Below are 18,323 nucleotides of genomic sequence, written 5' to 3'. Positions count from 1 at the left end.
GCATCGATCAGCCGTGGTTGATGGTCGGCACGTGCGGCTCGCCCTGATAGCGCAGCCAGATCGTCGACAGGGCGGGAAGGGTGATCGTCGCCGTCGGCGCCTCCGCCCCGTCGGACCTCGCGACGACGACGCCGAGGTTCCCCGAACCGCGGCCGCCGTACTCCGCCGCATCCGTGTTGAGGATCTCGTTCCAGACGCCCTCCCGCGGAAGGCTCAGCCGGTATCCGGTGCGCTCGACGCCGGCGAAGTTGCTCACCACGACCAGGCGTCCGCCGTGTCCGTCGCGTCGCTCGAAGGCGATCACCGTCGGGTCCCAGCTCGGCGCGCCGAGGCGTGAGAAGGATGATCCGTCGTTGTCGCGCTCCCAGAGCGGAGCCTGTGCGCGGTAGGTGCGGTTCATCGTGCCGACGAAGTCCTGCAGCTGCGCGTGCGACGGCTGCTCGAGCAGCCACCAGTCGAGTTCACGCGACTCGGACCACTCGGCCAGCTGACCGAACTCCTGCCCCATGAAGAGCAGCTTCTTTCCGGGGTGCCCCCACATGTAGGCGAGGTAGGCGCGCATGTTCGCGAGCTTGTGCCAGTGGTCGCCGGGCATCTTCGCCAGCAGGCTGCCCTTGCCGTGGACGACCTCGTCGTGGCTGATGGGCAGCAGGTAGTTCTCCCCGAAGGCGTAGACGAAGGAGAACGTCATCTCGCCCTCGTGGTGGGCGCGGTACATGGGATCGCGCTCGATGTACTGGAGCGAATCGTTCATCCAGCCCATGTTCCACTTGAATCCGAACCCGAGGCCGGCGTGGTCGGTGGGCGCGGTCACGCCGGGGAAGGCCGTCGACTCCTCGGCGATCATCAGGATGCCGGGGTGCAGACGGTACGCGGTCGCGTTGACCTCCTGGAGGAAGCGGATGGCCTCGAGGTTCTCCCGCCCGCCGTGGACGTTCGGTTCCCACTCGCCGTCCTTGCGCGAGTAGTCGAGGTACAGCATCGAGGCCACGGCATCCACCCGCAGTCCGTCGACGTGGAACTCGCTCAGCCAGAACAGGGCGTTCGCCACGAGGAAGCCGCGGACCTCCGGGCGACCGTAGTCGAAGATCAGGGTGCCCCAGTCCTGGTGCTCGCCACGACGAGGGTCCGGATGCTCGTAGAGCGCCTGGCCGTCGAACTTCGCGAGAGCGAAGGCGTCCTTCGGGAAGTGCCCGGGCACCCAGTCCATGATCACGCCGATGCCGGCCTGGTGGAGGCGGTCGATCAGATACCGCAGGTCGTCCGGCGTCCCGAAACGGCTGGTCGCCGCGTAGTAGCCGGAGACCTGATAGCCCCAGGAGCCGCCGAACGGATGCTCGGCGAGCGGCATGAACTCGACGTGCGTGAAGCCGGCGTTCGTGACGTGCTCGATGAGCGGCTCCGCCGCATCTCGGTAGCCGAGGCCGCCGCGCCACGACCCGAGGTGCACCTCGTACACGGAGAGCGGCTGCGCCACGGCGTGCGTGGCGGCTCTGCGCGTCATCCAGGCGCCGTCGGACCAGGTGTGCGAGGACTCCGTGACGACGGACGCCGTCTCCGGGGGCACCTGCGCGGCCTGGGCCATCGGATCCGCCTTGAGGATCCAGTCGCCCGACCGCGTGCGGATCTCGTACTTGTACCTGGCACCGAGATCGAGGTCGGGGATGAAGAGCTCCCAGACACCGCTGACGCCCATCGAGCGCATCGCATGCGCCTCGCCGTTCCAGCCGTTGTGGTCGCCGACCACCCGCACGGCGGTGGCGTTGGGGGCCCACACCGCGAATGAGACGCCGGTGTCGCCGTCGAGGGTGCGGGGATGGGCTCCGAGCACCTTCCAGAGCCTCTCGTGACGCCCTTCGGCGATGAGGTGCAGGTCGATGTCGCCGAGTGTGGGAACGTGGCGGTAGGGGTCGCCCACGATGGTCTCCGGATCGTCGTTGTACGCGGTCGCGACGCGATAGGCCACCGGAGCGCCGTCGTGCTGACCCTCCCAGATCCCGTGGGCGATGTGGGTGAGGTCGAGGCGGGTGCCGTCGGAGAAGACGGCCGCGACCGATGAGGCGAGCGGTCGACGGACGCGGATGAGCGTCATCGTGCGATCCGCCGCATCCTTGAACGGATGAGCGCCGAGCACGGAGTGCGGATCGTGATGAGACGCTCCAGCGACGGTGGCCCAGTCTGCGGATGCCGTCACGTCTTCGACGTAGCTCATGCTCGTTCCCTCACCTTCAGGATGTGCACCGGCTCGCTGAACGAGTCGAGGCGCACGTAGTTGTGGTCTGCCCAGGTCCAGACAGCCCCCGTGACGAGGTCTTCGACCTCGAAGCTCTCACCGAGCGGCACACCCCACACGGTCGTGTCGAGGTGCACCGTGGTCTCTCGCACCGAGTGCGGGTCGACATTGGCGACGACGATGATCGTGTCTGACGCCCCCGTGCCGGTGAACTCGGCGTCGAGGTGCTTGCTGTAGACGAGCACCGCGTCATCGTCGCTCCAGTGGACCGACAGGTTGCGGAGCTGACGGAGTGCAGGGTGCTCGCGACGGATGCCGTTGAGACGGCGGAGGAGCGGGGCCAGTGATTCCCCGGCGGCCTCGGCTCCCTCCCAGTCCCGCAGCTTGAACTCGTACTTCTCGTTGTCGATGTTCTCTTCCGACCCGGGGCGGGCGACGTTCTCGAACAGCTCGTAGCCCGCGTACACGCCGTAGACGGGGGCCGCGGTCGCCGCGATGCACGCGCGGATCCGGTACGCGGCGCGTCCACCGAACTGCAGGTACTCGGTGAGGATGTCATGCGTGTTCACGAACAGGTTCGGACGCATGTAGTCGCTCGTCTCGTGGGAGACGGAGGTCAGGAACTCCTCGAGCTCCGCCTTGGTGTTGCGCCAGGTGAAGTAGCTGTAGCTCTGCTGGAATCCGACAGCGGCGAGTGCCCGCATCACCGCAGGGCGGGTGAACGCCTCGGCGAGGAAGATCACGTCGGGGTCGGCCGCGTTCACGGTGGAGATCAGCCACTCCCAGAACTGCAGAGGCTTGGTGTGGGGGTTGTCGACGCGGAAGATCTTCACGCCCTGCGAGACCCAGTGCTGCACGATGCGCAGCATCTCCTGGTAGATGCCCTCAGGATCGTTGTCGAAGTTCAGGGGATAGATGTCCTGGTACTTCTTCGGAGGGTTCTCCGCGTACGCGATCGTGCCGTCGGGGAGGGTCGTGAACCACTCGGGGTGCTCGACCACCCAGGGGTGGTCGGGGGATGCCTGGAGCGCCAGGTCGAGGGCGACCTCGAGCCCTTCGGCCTGCGCCGCCCGCACGAACGCTCGGAAGTCGGCGGGCTTGCCGAGGTCGGGGTGGATCGCATCATGACCGCCCTCTGCCGCTCCGATGGCATAGGGGGAGCCAGGGTCTCCCGGCTCGGTCGTGAGGGTGTTGTTGCGGCCCTTGCGGTTGGTGGTGCCGATCGGGTGGATCGGCACCAGGTAGATCACGTCGAACCCCATGGCGGCGACCGCGGGGAGCCGCTTGGCGGCCGTGCGGAACGTGCCGCTCTTGATGGTGCCGTCCTTCAGTCGCTTCGCGCCCTCCGACCGCGGGAAGAACTCGTACCAGGCGCCGACGCCCGCGGCCGGGCGCTCCACGAGGAGCGTCTGCGGTGCGGTCGCCGAGCGAAGGGTGGTCAGCGGGCGATCGTGGAAGATCTGCGCCAGCTCGGCATCCGTCGACGCGGCGAGAGCGAGGTCGGCATCCCCGTCGGCGAGGGATGCGGCGACCGAGGCGAGGTGCTTGCGCTGCGGAGCGGGGCGGTCCTTCTCCGCCGCGGCGCGGAGGAGGAGCTCTGCGCCGAGCGCGGCCATCACCGGCACGTCGACGCCGGCTGCGATCTTCAGCTCCGCGGCGTGCGCCCAGGTCGCGAAGTCGTCGGAGAAGGCCTCGAACACGAAGGCCCATGCCCCCTGGACGTCGACGGCGAGCTCGGCGGCCCAGGTGTCGGTGCCGTCCTTCCGAGGGCGGAGACGGTGGAGTGACTCCTCGCCCTCGGGGGAGACCAGCCGCAGCTGGACGCCGATGATGTCGTGCCCCTCTCGGAACGCGACGACGCTGAACGGCACCACTTCTCCGACGAAGGCCTTGGGGGCGAACCCTCCGGGCACCCGGGGGGCGCCGTTCAGCAGCGGGATGCGCGTCGTGCGCAGATCCTCGCCGTCCGAATGGGCGCCGAGGGGGCGCAGGGGGATCTGAGAGGGGCTCCGAAGAGCCGTGGTCCGGGTACTCGCGCGTGCTGCCACACCCTGAATGTACCGCTACCCGAGCAACGCGGGTAGCGAGGTGACAGGGCGGGTCGCGCTACGATTCACTCGACCCGGAAGAGGCGCATCGACGTGCCCGGAATGGGCAGCACGTCGCCGGGTGCGAACACCTCCGCGGCATCCGACGGACGCTCGTCGGCGCTCGACCAGAGCTCGACGAAGCGCGTCGCTCCCTCGATCTCTTCGGGCAGCCGCACGTCGATCGGCGCCTCGGTGCCGTGCACGATCAGGAGGATCCTGTTGGCGGCCTCCGTGTCGGGGGTCGAGGCGGCGACGTACTGGATCGTCCGGTTTCCCGGGTCCGTCCACTGCTCGCTCTCCATCGTCTCGCCGTTCTGATCGAACCAGTCCATGACGCTCGCGTTGGGGATGTGCTCGCCGAGCCGCGCGTACTTGCTCGGGCGCAGGGCGGGGTTCTCGGAGCGGAGCGAGATGAGACGAGCCACGTGCGCGCGGAGGTCCTCCTGCCACGGCTCCTCATCCCAGCCGAGCCACGTCATCGCCGAGTCCTGCGCGTAGGCGTTGTTGTTGCCGCGCTGCGTGCGTCCCACCTCGTCGCCGGCGGTGAGCATGGGGATGCCGGCCGAGAGCAGCAGAGTGCCCAGCAGGTTGCGCATCGCCTTGCGCCGTGCAGCGAGGATGGCCGGGTCGTCTGTGGGGCCCTCGATGCCGTGGTTGAACGAGCGGTTCATGTCGGCGCCGTCGCGGTTCTGCTCGCCGTTGGCCTCGTTGTGCTTCACGTCGTAGGAGACGAGATCGTGCAGGGTGAAGCCGTCGTGCGCGGTGACGAAGTTGATGCTGGCCAGGGGGCCGCGCTCATCGGCGAAGGTGTTGGACGATCCGGCGAGCCTGGTCGCGAAACCGCCGATGCCCACGGGGGCCGATGCGCGTCGTGCGTAGTCGATGTCGCTGAGCCAGAAGTTGCGGACGCGATCGCGGTAGCGGTCGTTCCACTCGTGCCAGCCCGCCGGGAAGTTCCCGGTCTGCCAGCCGCCGAGGCCCACGTCCCAGGGCTCGGCGATGAGCTTCGTGTCCTTGAGGACCGGGTCGTTCGAGATCGCGGTGAGCAACGGGTGCTCCGGGGTGTAGGTGTGCGCGGCGTCCCGGGCGATAGCCGTCGCGAGATCGAAGCGGAACCCGTCGATCTGCATCTCCTCGGCCCAGTAGCGCAGCGAATCGAGGACGAGTCGGGCGCCGGCATCCGTCGAGGTGTTGACGGTGTTGCCGCATCCGGTCGTGTCGATGTACGCGCCGTTCGCGTCCTGTCGGTAGTAGCTGGCATTGTCGATGCCGCGCATGCTCCACCGGGGACCGCCGAGACCTTCCTCGGCGGTGTGGTTGTAGACGACGTCGAGGATGACCTCGAGACCTGCCTCGTGGAGGAGCCGGACCATGCCCTTGAACTCGGCGAGGACGGCTTCGGGGCCGCCCTTGCGGGACTCCTCCGTCGCGTAGGCGGTGTGCGGAGTGAAGAAGTTCAGGGTGTTGTAGCCCCAGTAGTTCGTCAGTCCGCGTTCGAGCAGCCGCGGCTCCGGCACGAACGCGTGCACGGGCAGCAACTCGATGGACGTGATGCCCAGAGAGTGGAAGTACTCGATCATCGCGGGGTGGGCGAGGCCCGCGTAGGTGCCGTGGAGCGCCGGAGGAACATCGGGCTGGCGCTTGGTGAGCCCCTTCAGGTGTCCTTCGTAGATCACGGTGCGGTCGAGCGGCACTCGGGGCTTCTGCGACTGGCCCCAGTCGAAGCCGTCGACGATGACGACGGAGCGCCATTCCTCGTAACCGTCGCCCTGGGCGAGTCCGCGGGCGTAGGGGTCGAGGAGAAGGGTCTCCGGGTTGAACGTGTTGCCCGGGCCGTGCGGTCCACCGACGCGCAGGGCGTAGCGGACTCCGGGCTGGAGGAGCGGGGTCGTGACCTCCCAGACGCCTCCGGGGAGACGCTCGAGGTCGGCCTGGTCGGTCACCCAGTCCAGGTCGGTGGCGTCGAAGACGACGAGCTCGACGGAGGAGGCGTTCTGAGACCAGACGCGCAGGGTGCCGACGCCGTCGTGCAGACGGACGCCGAGGTTGTCGAGTGCTGGACCGCCGGGCACGGTGAAGTCTCGGTTCGCGGGCATAGGTACACATTAGGGGGCGGGGCTCGGGTCTCACGACAGGGCGTACTCAGTTCCGTGTGCCACGGTGCCGGAAATAGGGGAGAGTTGTAGGGATGCGCCACTACCTCGACCATGCAGCGACCACGCCCCTCCGTGCGGAGGCGCGCGAGGCCTGGTTGACGGCGACCGACGTGGTGGGAAACGCGTCGTCCACGCACGGAGCGGGGCAGGACGCCCGCCGTCTGCTCGAGGAATCGCGCGAGCGTGCGGCCGCGGTGCTCGGATGCGAGCCCATCGAAGTCGTGTTCACCTCCGGCGGGACGGAGTCGATCAACCTCGCCCTGCAGGGGCTGTGGAGCGCGAGGGCGGAGGGCGCCGACGCGATCGTGATGCCGGATGCAGAGCACCACGCGACGATGGACACCGTCGCCTCGTTGGTCGCCGGGGGCGCCGTGCTGCGTCCTGTCGCGGTCACTGCGGAGGCGCGCATCCCCGTCTTCGGCTTCACCCGGGCGCTGCCCGGTGCTGCGCTCGCGACCGCGCTGGTCGCGAACAACGAGGTCGGAACCGTCAACGACGCGCGTGCACTGAGCGCGGCCGCTGCAGATGCCGGTGTGCCGCTGCACCTCGACGCCGTGTCCGCCCTCGGTCATCTCCCGCTCTCGTTCCGTGCTCTCCGCGGGGATGCGTCAGGCGGGAGCGGTCTCGTCGCCCTGAGCGTCGCCGGGCACAAGATCGGGGCCCCCGTCGGAGTGGGGGCGCTCGTCGTCGCCCGCACGGCGCGGATCGCCGCTCTCCTGCATGGCGGAGCGCAGCAGCGCGGTCTTCGGGCGGGTACGCAGGACGTGCCGGGCGCCGCCGCGTTCGCCGCCGCCCTCGAACTGGCTTCCACCGAGCTCGACGCGGAGACGGAGCGGCTGATCCTGCTCCGCGACCGGCTGGTCGACGGCATCCGTTCGCTCGTCCCCGCGGCAGTGCTGCTGGGCGACCCGGTGGACCGCCTGCCGGGCAACGCGCACCTGCTGTTCCCCGGAGCCGTCGGTGAGAGCCTGCTGTTCCTCCTGGACATGGCAGGGGTCGCGGCATCCACGGGGTCGGCCTGCCAGGCGGGCGTCGCCGAACCGTCGCACGTCGTCATGGCGATGGGGCGCAGCGAGCAGGACGCGCGCAGCGTTCTGAGGTTCTCGCTCGGGCGCACCTCGATCGATGCCGACGTCGACGCGGTGCTCTCCGCGATCGCGGATGCGTACGCGAGGGCGTCCGCGGCGCGTTGAACGCACTCGGAGCCCGTCCAGCCGCGCCCTCGTAGACTGGACGGATGCGAATTCTTGCGGCGATGAGCGGGGGAGTGGACTCCGCGGTCGCTGCGGCGCGCGCTGTCGACGCCGGGCACGAGGTCGTCGGCGTCCACCTGGCGCTGTCTCGCGCCGGCGGCACGCTGCGGACAGGCAGTCGCGGCTGCTGCACCATCGAGGACGCCCTCGACGCTCGCAGAGCAGCGGACCTGCTCGGAATCCCGTTCTACGTGTGGGACTTCTCCGAGCGCTTCCGCGACGACGTGATCGACGACTTCATCGCCGAGTACCAGGCTGGTCGCACGCCCAACCCGTGCATGCGCTGCAACGAGAAGATCAAGTTCGCCGCTCTTCTCGAAAGAGCGCTGGAGCTGGGCTTCGACGCGGTCTGCACCGGGCACTACGCCAACCTCGTCCCCACCGGCTCAGGGCTCGAGCTGCATCGTGCCGCCGATGACGCGAAGGATCAGTCCTACGTGCTCGGCGTGCTCACCGCAGAGCAGCTCGCCCACACGTACTTCCCGCTCGGAGAGACGCCGTCGAAGGCGCTCGTCCGCGCGGAGGCGGAGGAGCGGGGCCTGAGCGTGGCGCAGAAGCCCGACAGCCACGACATCTGCTTCATCCCCGATGGGGACACGCGCGGCTGGCTCGCCGAGAAGGTCGGCACGGCCACCGGTGACATCGTCGATCGCGCGGGCGCCGTCGTCGGCTCGCACGAGGGCGCGCACGCGTACACGGTCGGCCAGCGTCGGGGGCTCAAGCTCGGGGTGCCGGCGGCCGACGGCAAGCCGCGATTCGTCCTGGAGGTGCGGCCCGTCTCGAACACCGTTGTCGTCGGCCCCAAGGAGGCTCTCGCGACGGCGGAGATCTCGGGTCGCCGCTTCAGCTGGGCCGGTGCGGGGCCCGATGAGCGATCCTTCGCCTGCGAGGTGCAGATCCGCGCCCACGCCGAGCCGGTGCCCGCGCAGGCCTTCGTGGAGCCGGACGGACTGCGGGTGGTGCCTGAGGTGCCGCTCGACGGTGTCGCGCCGGGGCAGACGGCCGTGCTGTACGTCGGAACCAGGGTCCTCGGGCAGTTCACGATCGACCGCACCGTGTCGGCGGTGCCCGCCGGGGTCTAGAGCCGTGCGATGTCGGCCCCCGATCGTAGACTGACGGGGTGCCGGAGAACATCTCGCTGGAAGACGCCCGTACCGAGGCCGAACAGCTGACCACGCTCATACTCGAGGCGAAAGACGCGTACTACGGACGCGACACCTCGGTGGTCGACGACTTCACCTACGACGGCTGGATGCACCGCCTCGAAGAGCTGGAGCGGCTGCATCCGGAGCTGCAGGGGCAGGACTCGCCCACGCAGATGGTCGGCGCCGCCGAGTCGACGGGGCTCGACACGATCGAGCACGCCGAGCGGATGCTGAGCCTCGACAACGTCTTCTCCATCGAGGAGCTCCGCGAATGGGCAGCGAAGACGCGGGCCGCCGCGGGGCGCGATGTGAACTGGCTCACGGAGCTCAAGATCGACGGACTCGCGATCAACCTGCGATACGAGGACGGCGTGCTTACGTCCGCGGCGACACGCGGAGACGGCCGTGTCGGCGAGATCGTCACCGAGAACGCCCTGCGCCTGCCCGAGATCCCCGAACGGCTGAGCGGCACGGGGCATCCGTCGATCGTGGAGGTACGCGGCGAGGTTTTCATCCCCGTGGCGGCCTTCGAGCGCCTCAACGCCGCGCAGGCGTCCTTCCGCGAGCGCGCCTACGCCGATGCCCTCGCGCGCTGGGAGTCCCGCAGCGGAGCGAAGAAGCCCTTCGACGAGGAGAAAGCGAGTGCGGCGGCCGCTCGTCGCTTCCCGGCATTCGCCAATCCCCGCAACGCCGCGAGCGGAGGTCTCCGCCAGCAGATCGACAAGAAGGACGGGCTCGAACTCGAGGCCGGTCTGCTGCGGATCGAGTCGCTCGCGATGTACGTGCACGGCATCGGCGCGTGGGAGAACCCTCCGGTCTCCGCGCAGAGCGAGGTCTATGAGCTCCTCGCGGGCTGGGGCCTGCCGACGAGCCCTCATGCGAAGGTCTGCACGAGCATCGACGAGGTCATCGGGTTCGTCGAGCACTTCGGCGAGCACCGTCATGATATCGAGCACGAGCTCGACGGCATCGTCGTGAAGGTGGACGAACTCGCGCTGCACGACGAGCTCGGCATGACCAGTCGCGCCCCGCGCTGGGCGATCGCGTACAAGTACCCGCCGGAGGAGGTCCAGACGACGCTCCTCGACATCGTGGTGTCCGTCGGACGCACCGGCCGGGCGACGCCGTTCGCCGTGATGGCCCCTGCGCACGTCGCCGGTTCCGTGGTTCGTCAGGCGACCCTCCACAACAAGGACGTCGTGAAGGCCAAGGGCGTGCTGATCGGCGACACGGTCGTCCTGCGCAAGGCGGGGGACGTGATCCCCGAGGTGCTCGGACCCGTGGTGGAGAAGCGCGACGGCACCGAACGGGAGTTCGTCATGCCGGCGGACTGCCCGGAGTGCGGGACCCCGCTGCGTCCGATGAAGGAGGGCGACATCGACCTCCGCTGCCCGAACGCGCGCTCCTGTCCCGCACAGGTCCGCGGTCGCGTCGAGCACATCGGCTCTCGCGGCGCGCTCGACGTCGAGGTGCTCGGTGAGGTCACCGCCGCCGCTCTCACGCAGGCGGAGCCGCCGGCGGTCGCACCTCTCGACACGGAGGCGGGGCTGTTCTCCCTCGCGCTCGGCGATCTGGTGCCGATCTCGGTGGTCGTGCGCGACTCCGAGACGGGCGAGCCCAAGGTCGACGAGGAGACCGGTGAGCTCGTGCGTCGGGCGCCGTTCCAGAAGCTCGGCCCTGCGCAGTACCCGCCGGGCACGGAGGCGATGGATGCCGCGGAGCGCCGCCGCCTCGGAGTCAGGAAGGACTATCGCGAGGTGCTGCCGTCAGAGGCCGCCACGAAACTCCTCGCCGAGCTCGAGAAGGCGAAGACGAAGGAGCTCTGGCGTCTCCTCGTCTCGCTCAACATCCGCCACGTCGGACCGGTCGCGGCACGCGCCCTGGCGCAGTGGTTCGGGTCCCTGGATGCGATCCGTGCGGCTTCGCGTGAAGACCTGGCGGCTGTCGAGGGCGTGGGGGGCATCATCGCCGACTCCCTCCTCGCCTGGTTCGAGGTCGATTGGCATCAGGACATCGTCCGGAGCTGGGCGGACGCGGGCGTGCAGTGGTCGACTCCGGGGCATCCGGGTCCTGGAGCTGCAGTCGTCGAAGGAGGTGTGCTCGACGGTCTCACGGTCGTCGCCACCGGCTCTCTCGACGGGTACACGCGTGACGGCGCGCAGGAGGCGATCCTCAAGGCGGGAGGCAAGGCCGCTTCGAGCGTCTCGAAGAAGACCGACTTCGTCGCCGCAGGCCCCGGCGCCGGATCCAAGCTCGCGAAGGCGGAGGAGCTCGGCATCCGCATCCTGGACGCGGCGCAGTTCCACCTGCTGGTGACCGAGGGCCCGTCGGCACTCGAGTGAAGCGCTACGGTCCACTGATCGCGCCAAGGCTCTGGTGAATCTCGCCGCCCGGCTGGCGCGAGGCTGATGCAGCGCGACCGGGCGCTCAGGACTCCCTGAGCGCCCGGTCGGCGCCGATCAGGCCTTGTGGCGCGGCTTGCGGAACGGCTTGTCCTCGCGGGCGGGGCGATCGTCACGGAACGAGCGCTCTCCGCGGTCCTGTCGCGGACCGCGGTCGCCGTAGGACGGGCGGTCGCCGTCTCGGCGTGCACCGCCGCGCGGACCGCGGTCGGGCTTGATCTCGATGAGACGGCCGGAGATGCGCGTGTCGCGGAGCTTCTCCAGCACGGAGGCGTCCATGTTCGCCGGAAGCTCGACGATCGAGAAGTCGGGACGGATGTTGATGACACCGAAGTCGTCGCGGCCGAGACCGCCCTCGTTGGCCAGCGCGCCCACGATCTGGCGCGGCTCGACGCGGTGACGGCGGCCCACCTCGATGCGGTAGGCGGCGTAGTCGCCGCGTCCTCGACGCTCTGTGCGGGGCTCGCGCGCGTCACGCGCTCCGCGCTCGCGGGGAGGACGGTTGTCGGCCTCGACGGCCTTGGAGAGCGGGTCGTTCGACGGGTCGAGCAGCAGCGGCGTCTCGCCCTGTGCGACGATCGCGAGAGCGGCGGCGACATCGGACTCCGGCACGTCGTTGTTGCGCACGTAGTGGGCAATGATGTCGCGGAACTTCTCGATGCGTGCCGTCTCGCTCAGCGCCGCGGTGATGGCGTCGTCGAAGCGTGCGAGACGCGTGGTGTTCACGTCATCGGTGCTCGGCAGCTGCATCTGCGTCGGCTCCTGGCGCGTCGCGCGCTCGATCGACTTGAGCAGGTAGCGCTCACGAGGCGTGATGAAGCTGATCGCGTCGCCCTTGCGCCCGGCGCGTCCGGTGCGGCCGATGCGGTGCACGTACGACTCGGTGTCGGTGGGGATGTCGAAGTTGACGACGTGGCTGATGCGCTCGACGTCGAGACCGCGCGCCGCGACGTCGGTGGCGACGAGGATGTCGAGCTTGCCGTCCTTGAGCTGGTTGACGCTGCGCTCGCGCTGCACCTGCGCCACGTCGCCGTTGATGGCGGCGGCGGAGTAGCCGCGGGCGCGGAGCTTCTCGGCTAGGGTCTCGGTCTCGTTCTTCGTGCGGACGAAGACGATCATTCCGTCGAAGTTCTCGACCTCGAGGATGCGGGTGAGTGCATCGACCTTCTGCGCGTACGAGACCACGAGGTAGCGCTGGGTGATGTTCGTGCCCGTCGCGGTCTTCGACTTGATGCTGATCTCTTCGGGGTCGCGCAGGTACTGCTGCGCGAGCCGGCGGATCTGCGGAGGCATCGTCGCGGAGAACAGGGCGACCTGCTTCTCCTCCGGCGTCTGCGCGAGGATCTGCTCGACGTCCTCCGCGAAGCCCATCTTGAGCATCTCATCGGCCTCGTCGAGCACGAGGTACTGCAGCTCCGACAGGTCGAGCGTGCCCTTGGCGAGGTGGTCCATGATGCGACCGGGGGTGCCGACGACCACGTGCACGCCGCGACGCAGCGCCGACAGCTGGACGCCGTAGCCCTGACCGCCGTAGACGGGCAGCACGTGCACGCCCTTCATCTTCGACGCGTAGGACTCGAACGCCTCGCACACCTGGAGCGCGAGCTCGCGGGTCGGAGCGAGCACGAGCGCCTGCGGGGTCTTCTGCGAGATGTCGAGGCGCTCCAGCACGGGCAGGGCGAACGCAGCGGTCTTGCCGGTTCCGGTCTGCGCCATGCCGACGACGTCGCGGCCGGCCAGCAGGGTGGGGATCGTCGCCGCCTGGATGGGCGAGGGGGTCTCGTAGCCGAGGTCCTTGATGGCTTTGAGGACGGGCCCGGTGATGCCGAGCTCCTCGAATCCGGGGGTCGAGGGGGCGTCGGTGGGCACAGCGTCTTCTTCAGTCACTGACCAAGGGTAGCGTCTCCGACCCCATCGCGCCTGGGCGCGCAGTCAGGAACCGCTGGTCAGCGCCAGCAGCTTCTCCTTGACCTGGCGGCGGAGGACCTTGCCGATCAGCGATTTCGGCAGCTCGTCGACGACGAAGATGCGGCGCGGCACCTTGTACGGGGTCAGGATGCCGCGGGCGAACTCGCGGATGGCCTCGACATCCACGTCCTTCGCTCCGTCGACGACGATCGCGGCGACAACCTCCTCGCCGGAGTGATCGCTCGGAAGGCCGACGACGGCGGCATCCGACACATCGGGATGCTGCCGCAGGGCGTTCTCGACCTCGGTCGGCGCGACGTTGAAGCCGCCGGTGATGATGAGCTCCTTGATGCGGTCGACGATGCGGATGAAGCCGGCGTCGTCCACGGTGACGATGTCGCCGGTGCGGAACCAGCCGTCGACGAACACGGCGTCGGTCTCCTCCGGCTTGCCGTAGTAGCCGGAGAACACCTGCGGTCCGCGCACGATCAGCTCGCCGGGCGAGCCCTCCGGCACGTCCTGCGTCGGGTTCTCGGGATCGACGACGCGGCATTCCGTGCCGGGGAGCGGCAGTCCGACGGTTCCGGGGACCCGGTTCTCGGCGACCGGGTTCGCCATCAGCACGGGGGAGCACTCGCTCAGTCCGTAGCCTTCCACCAGATACCCGTGCGTGGCCTTCTCGAAAGGAACGACGAGCTCGTGCGGCAGCGCCATCGCGCCGGAGATCGCGACCTCGATGCCCTCCAGGGAGACGCCCTGAGCGTTCGCGGCAGAGAGCAGCCGGTCCGCGATCGGCGGGACGAGCGGGAGGAACGTCGCCGGATGCTTCTTCATGACGTCGAGCACAAGGTCGGGGTCGAACTTCGGGAACAGCACGAGGCGCGCACCCATCGACATCGCGAAGGTGAGGCACAGCGTAAGACCGTAGGCGTGGAACATCGGGAGCACGGCGTAGACGACGCAGCCCTTGCCGCGCTGGATCGACGGCACCCAGGCCTGGGCCTGTGCCGCGTTCGACAGCAGGTTCCGGTGCGTGAGTGCGGCCCCCTTCGGGGTTCCCGTGGTGCCGGACGTGTACTGGATGATCGCGAGGTCGTCGGTCTGCGGCTTCGCGTGTGACGCCGGGATCGGGGATGAGCCGACCAGCGTGTCCCACGTGATCGTGCCGCGCACGCTCTCCGTGAGGGCCGCGCGGGACTCGCGCGCCTTCGCGACGGGCAGACGCAGGGCGACGCGCGTGAGGAACGGCATGGCCCGCGTGACGTCGACGGAGATCAGGTTGGCTACGGCCAGATCGGCCGGGAACTCCTGCACGGTCGAGACGACCTTGTTCCAGACGATGGCGTGCTTCGCGCCGTGGTCCTCGAACTGCTTGCGCAGTTCCCGCGGCGTGTACAGCGGGTTGTGCTCGACGACCACCGCGCCCAGCCGGAGCACGGCGTAGAACGCCACGATGTGCTGGGGGCAGTTGGGAAGCACGATCGCCACGGGGTCGCCGGCCTTGACGCCGAGATCGCGCAGCCCCGCGGCGGCGCGGTCGATCGCATCCTGCAGCTGCGCATAGCTCGTCTCCCTGCCGAAGAACTGCAGCGCCGGGGCATCCGGGTAGTCCCTCGCGGATGCCGCGACGATGTCGATCAGCGAACCCTCGACGGGAGCGAGGTCTTCAGGGACGCCGGCTGCGTAGCTGGCGACCCACGGGCGAGGAGGCTGGAACGTGCTCACGTGCTCAGCATATGCCGGGTCCGCAGAGGGGCGCGGGAGCGGTGAGTGCGCTGACTAGACTTGAGGCGTGTCTGAAATCACCCCTGATCTTGTGCGCCATCTCGGCGTGCTCGCGCGCATCCAGCTGAACGACGACGAGGTGACGCGGCTCACGGGCCAGCTCGACGCCATCGTCGACAACATCGCGAAGGTGTCGGAGGTCGCGACCGCCGACGTCGCGGCGACGAGCCACCCGATCCCGCTGAGCAACGTCTTCCGCCCCGACGTCGTCGGGCAGACGCTCACGCACGAGCAGGTGCTCCAGAACGCACCCGACGAGGCCGACGGCCGTTTCCGCGTGACCGCGATCCTGGGAGAAGAGCAGTGAGCGACATCATCCGCCTTACCGCGGCGGAGCTCGCCGACAAGCTCGCCGCCCGCGAGGTGTCCAGCGTCGAGGCGACGCAGGCGCACCTGGACCGCATCGCGGCCGTGGACGGCGACGTGCACGCGTTCCTGCATGTGAACGAGGGCGCTCTCGCCGCCGCCGCCGAGCTCGACGCCCGCCGCGCCGCGGGGGAGGACCTCGGCCCCCTCGCCGGAGTGCCGCTCGCGATCAAGGACGTGCTGGTCACCACCGACCAGCCGACCACGAGCGGCTCGCGCATCCTCGAGGGCTACCGGTCCCCGTACGACGCGACCGTCGTCGCGCGTTCTCGCGCAGCGGGCCTCATCCCGCTCGGCAAGACGAACATGGACGAGTTCGCCATGGGCTCGTCGACCGAGCACTCGGCGTACGGTCCGACGCGCAACCCGTGGGATCTCGACCGCATCCCCGGCGGCTCCGGCGGAGGCTCCGCCGCTGCAGTGGCCGCCTTCGAGGCTCCGCTGGCGCTGGGTTCGGACACCGGCGGCTCGATCCGGCAGCCGGCGCACGTCACCGGCACGGTGGGAGTGAAGCCCACCTACGGCGGCGTGAGCCGCTACGGTGCGATCGCACTCGCGTCGAGCCTCGACCAGGTCGGACCCGTGTCCCGCACGGTGCTCGACTCCGGTCTGCTCCACGATGCGATCGGCGGACACGACCCCAAGGACTCCACCTCGCTGCGTGACCAGTGGCCGTCCTTCGCGGCAGCCGCTCGTGAGGGAGCCAGGGGCGACGTGCTCAAGGGCCTCAAGGTGGGTGTCATCCGCGAGCTGCCGGACAGCGGCTTCCAGACGGGTGTCGCCGAGTCCTTCCGTGCGTCGCTGGCGCTCATGGAGGCGCAGGGAGCCGAGATCGTCGAGATCGGAGCCCCGCACTTCGAGTACGGCGTCGCCGCGTACTACCTGATCCTTCCCGCGGAGGCGTCGAGCAACCTCGCGAAGTTCGACTCGGTGCGCTTCGGTCTGCGGGTCACCCCCGAGGGCAACCCGACGGTCGAGGACGTGATGTCCGCGACCCGTGACGCCGGTTTCGGCGACGAGGTCAAGCGCCGCATCATCCTCGGCACCTACGCGCTGTCGGCGGGCTACTACGACGCCTACTACGGCAGCGCGCAGAAGGTCCGCACCCTCATCCAGCAGGACTTCGCGAACGCCTTCGCGGAGGTCGACGTGATCGCCACGCCGTCGGCGCCGACCACGGCGTTCAAGCTCGGCGAGAAGATCGACGACCCGCTGCAGATGTACCTCAACGACATCACGACGATCCCGGTGAACCTCGCCGGGGTCCCCGGGATCTCGATCCCCAGCGGCCTCGCCGCCGAGGACGGCCTGCCCGTCGGCATCCAGTTCATCGCTCCGGCGCGTGAGGACGCCCGTCTGTACAAGGTCGGCGCGGCTCTCGAGGCCGTGCTGCTCGACTCGTGGGGTGCCCCGCTGCTCAGCCGTGCACCGCAGCTCGTGGGAGGGACCCGCTGATGGCCACCGCCAAGCTCATGGACTTCGACAAGGCGCTGGAACTGTTCGAGCCCGTGCTCGGATTCGAGGTGCACGTCGAGCTCAACACCAACACGAAGATGTTCTCGGACGCGCCGAACCCGGCGAACGAGGCCTATCACGCGGCCGAGCCGAACACGCTCATCGCGCCGGTGGACCTCGGCCTGCCCGGGTCCCTCCCGGTGGTGAACGAGACGGCCATCCGCTCGTCGATCAGCCTCGGTCTCGCGCTCGGCTGCTCGATCGCCGAGTCCAGCCGGTTCGCGCGGAAGAACTACTTCTACCCCGACCTCGGCAAGAACTACCAGATCTCGCAGTACGACGAGCCGATCGCGTACGAGGGGTCCGTCGAGGTGGAGCTCGAGGACGGGACGATCGTGCAGATCCCGATCGAGCGCGCGCACATGGAGGAGGACGCCGGCAAGCTGACCCACATGGGCGGCGCGACCGGGCGCATCCAGGGTGCGGAGTACTCGCTCGTCGACTACAACCGTGCGGGCGTGCCGCTGGTCGAGATCGTCACCAAGACGATCTTCGGCGCCGAGCACCGTGCACCGGAGGTCGCCAAGGCGTACGTCCAGACCATCCGCGACATCGTCCGCAGCCTCGGCATCTCGGAGGCTCGGCTCGAGCGCGGCAACCTCCGCTGCGACGCGAACGTCTCGCTGCGCCCCCGCGGCCAGGAGAAGCTCGGCACCCGCACCGAGACCAAGAACGTCAACTCGATGCGCTCGGTCGAGCGCGCGGTCCGCTACGAGATCCAGCGCCAGGCGCAGATCCTCGCCGACGGCGGGACGATCACGCAGGAGACCCGTCACTGGCACGAGGACACCGGCACGACCTCGCCGGGCCGCCCCAAGTCGGACGCCGACGACTACCGCTACTTCCCGGAGCCCGATCTGCTGCCCGTCGAGCCCGCCGCCGAACTAATCGAGGAGCTGCGCGCCGCACTCCCAGAGCAGCCGGTGGCACGTCGTCGCCGTCTGATGGCGGAGTGGGGCTTCACGGACCTGGAGTTCCAGGACGTCCGCAACGGCGGCCTGCTCGAGGTCGTCGAGGCGACGATCGCCGCGGGTGCGACGCCCGCCACCGCGCGCAAGTGGTGGACAGGCGAGATCACCCGCCTCGCGAACACGCAGGAGAAGGATGCGTCCGACCTGATCAGCCCGGAGAACGTCGCCGCGCTCCAGAAGCTGGTCGACGCGGGCACGCTCACCGACAAGCTGGCCCGGCAGGTGCTCGAGGGCGTCATCGCCGGCGAAGGCACCCCGCAGGAGGTCGTGGACGGACGCGGACTCGCCGTGGTGTCGGACGACGGCGCGCTGATCGCCGCGATCGACGAGGCACTGGCCGCACAGCCCGACGTCCTCGCCAAGATCAAGGACGGCAAGGTCCAGGCCGCCGGGGCCGTGATCGGCGCGGTCATGAAGGCCATGAAGGGCCAGGCCGACGCCGCCCGCGTGCGCGAACTGGTCCTGGAGCGCGCGGCGCAGTAGTCGTCATCGTCTCCCG

The 18,323-nt window shown here is 69.3% G+C and carries 11 protein-coding genes; 6 read left to right on the top strand and 5 right to left on the bottom strand.

What is annotated here, in order from left to right; translation table 11 throughout:
- Window positions 1-7: 7 nt before the first annotated feature.
- From glgB to glgX, 3 genes are all read right to left on the bottom strand, one after another.
- On the bottom strand, window positions 8-2,212 hold the full coding sequence (glgB, locus tag MRBLWH10_RS07660; RefSeq protein WP_341942228.1) for a 1,4-alpha-glucan branching protein GlgB: 2,205 nt from the start codon (window positions 2,210-2,212) through the stop codon (window positions 8-10).
- On the bottom strand, window positions 2,209-4,188 hold the full coding sequence (locus tag MRBLWH10_RS07655; RefSeq protein WP_341942575.1) for an alpha-1,4-glucan--maltose-1-phosphate maltosyltransferase: 1,980 nt from the start codon (window positions 4,186-4,188) through the stop codon (window positions 2,209-2,211). The genes glgB and MRBLWH10_RS07655 overlap by 4 nt, the downstream gene beginning before the upstream one ends.
- 158 nt (window positions 4,189-4,346) lie before the next feature.
- Window positions 4,347-6,419, bottom strand: coding sequence for a glycogen debranching protein GlgX (glgX, locus tag MRBLWH10_RS07650; RefSeq protein ID WP_341942227.1), 2,073 nt, complete (start codon window positions 6,417-6,419; stop codon window positions 4,347-4,349).
- Between the two features lie 92 nt (window positions 6,420-6,511).
- Between glgX and MRBLWH10_RS07645 the strand changes: the two genes are divergently transcribed.
- Genes MRBLWH10_RS07645 through ligA form a run of 3 tightly spaced genes read left to right on the top strand, consistent with a single transcriptional unit; the run spans window position 6,512 to window position 11,219 of the window.
- A complete protein-coding gene (locus MRBLWH10_RS07645; RefSeq protein ID WP_341942226.1) occupies window positions 6,512-7,672 on the top strand; it encodes a cysteine desulfurase family protein in 1,161 nt (386 codons plus the stop codon).
- A gap of 44 nt (window positions 7,673-7,716) precedes the next feature.
- Window positions 7,717-8,814: a tRNA 2-thiouridine(34) synthase MnmA gene (gene mnmA, locus MRBLWH10_RS07640; RefSeq protein WP_341942225.1), complete on the top strand. Its 1,098-nt coding sequence runs from the start codon at window positions 7,717-7,719 to the stop codon at window positions 8,812-8,814.
- A 38-nt stretch (window positions 8,815-8,852) separates the two neighbouring features.
- Entirely contained in the window at window positions 8,853-11,219 is a 2,367-nt protein-coding gene (ligA, locus tag MRBLWH10_RS07635) for an NAD-dependent DNA ligase LigA (protein ID WP_105674917.1), read from the top strand.
- A gap of 117 nt (window positions 11,220-11,336) precedes the next feature.
- On the opposite strand, the gene MRBLWH10_RS07630 is transcribed toward ligA, so the two are convergent.
- A complete protein-coding gene (locus MRBLWH10_RS07630; RefSeq protein ID WP_181155903.1) occupies window positions 11,337-13,166 on the bottom strand; it encodes a DEAD/DEAH box helicase in 1,830 nt (609 codons plus the stop codon).
- A gap of 45 nt (window positions 13,167-13,211) precedes the next feature.
- Complete coding sequence (locus MRBLWH10_RS07625; RefSeq protein WP_341942224.1) at window positions 13,212-14,912, bottom strand: long-chain-fatty-acid--CoA ligase; 1,701 nt, start codon at window positions 14,910-14,912, stop codon at window positions 13,212-13,214.
- A 67-nt stretch (window positions 14,913-14,979) separates the two neighbouring features.
- Between MRBLWH10_RS07625 and gatC the strand changes: the two genes are divergently transcribed.
- From gatC to gatB, 3 genes are read left to right on the top strand one after another with little or no spacing between them, the layout of a single operon-like run.
- Window positions 14,980-15,279 (top strand): Asp-tRNA(Asn)/Glu-tRNA(Gln) amidotransferase subunit GatC, encoded by a 300-nt coding sequence (gene gatC, locus MRBLWH10_RS07620; RefSeq protein WP_341942223.1) that lies wholly within the window; start codon window positions 14,980-14,982, stop codon window positions 15,277-15,279.
- A complete protein-coding gene (gene gatA, locus MRBLWH10_RS07615) occupies window positions 15,276-16,793 on the top strand; it encodes an Asp-tRNA(Asn)/Glu-tRNA(Gln) amidotransferase subunit GatA (RefSeq protein ID WP_105674927.1) in 1,518 nt (505 codons plus the stop codon). Before gatC ends, gatA begins: the two co-directional genes overlap by 4 nt.
- On the top strand, window positions 16,793-18,307 hold the full coding sequence (gatB, locus tag MRBLWH10_RS07610; protein WP_341942222.1) for an Asp-tRNA(Asn)/Glu-tRNA(Gln) amidotransferase subunit GatB: 1,515 nt from the start codon (window positions 16,793-16,795) through the stop codon (window positions 18,305-18,307). Before gatA ends, gatB begins: the two co-directional genes overlap by 1 nt.
- The last annotated feature ends 16 nt before the right edge of the window (window positions 18,308-18,323 follow it).

Source organism: Microbacterium sp. LWH10-1.2 (genome assembly GCF_038397765.1).
Taxonomy (GTDB): Bacteria; Actinomycetota; Actinomycetes; order Actinomycetales; family Microbacteriaceae; genus Microbacterium; species Microbacterium natoriense.
Note: the sequence above shows the minus strand (reverse complement) of the source record. Positions and strands in the feature narration are given on the sequence as shown.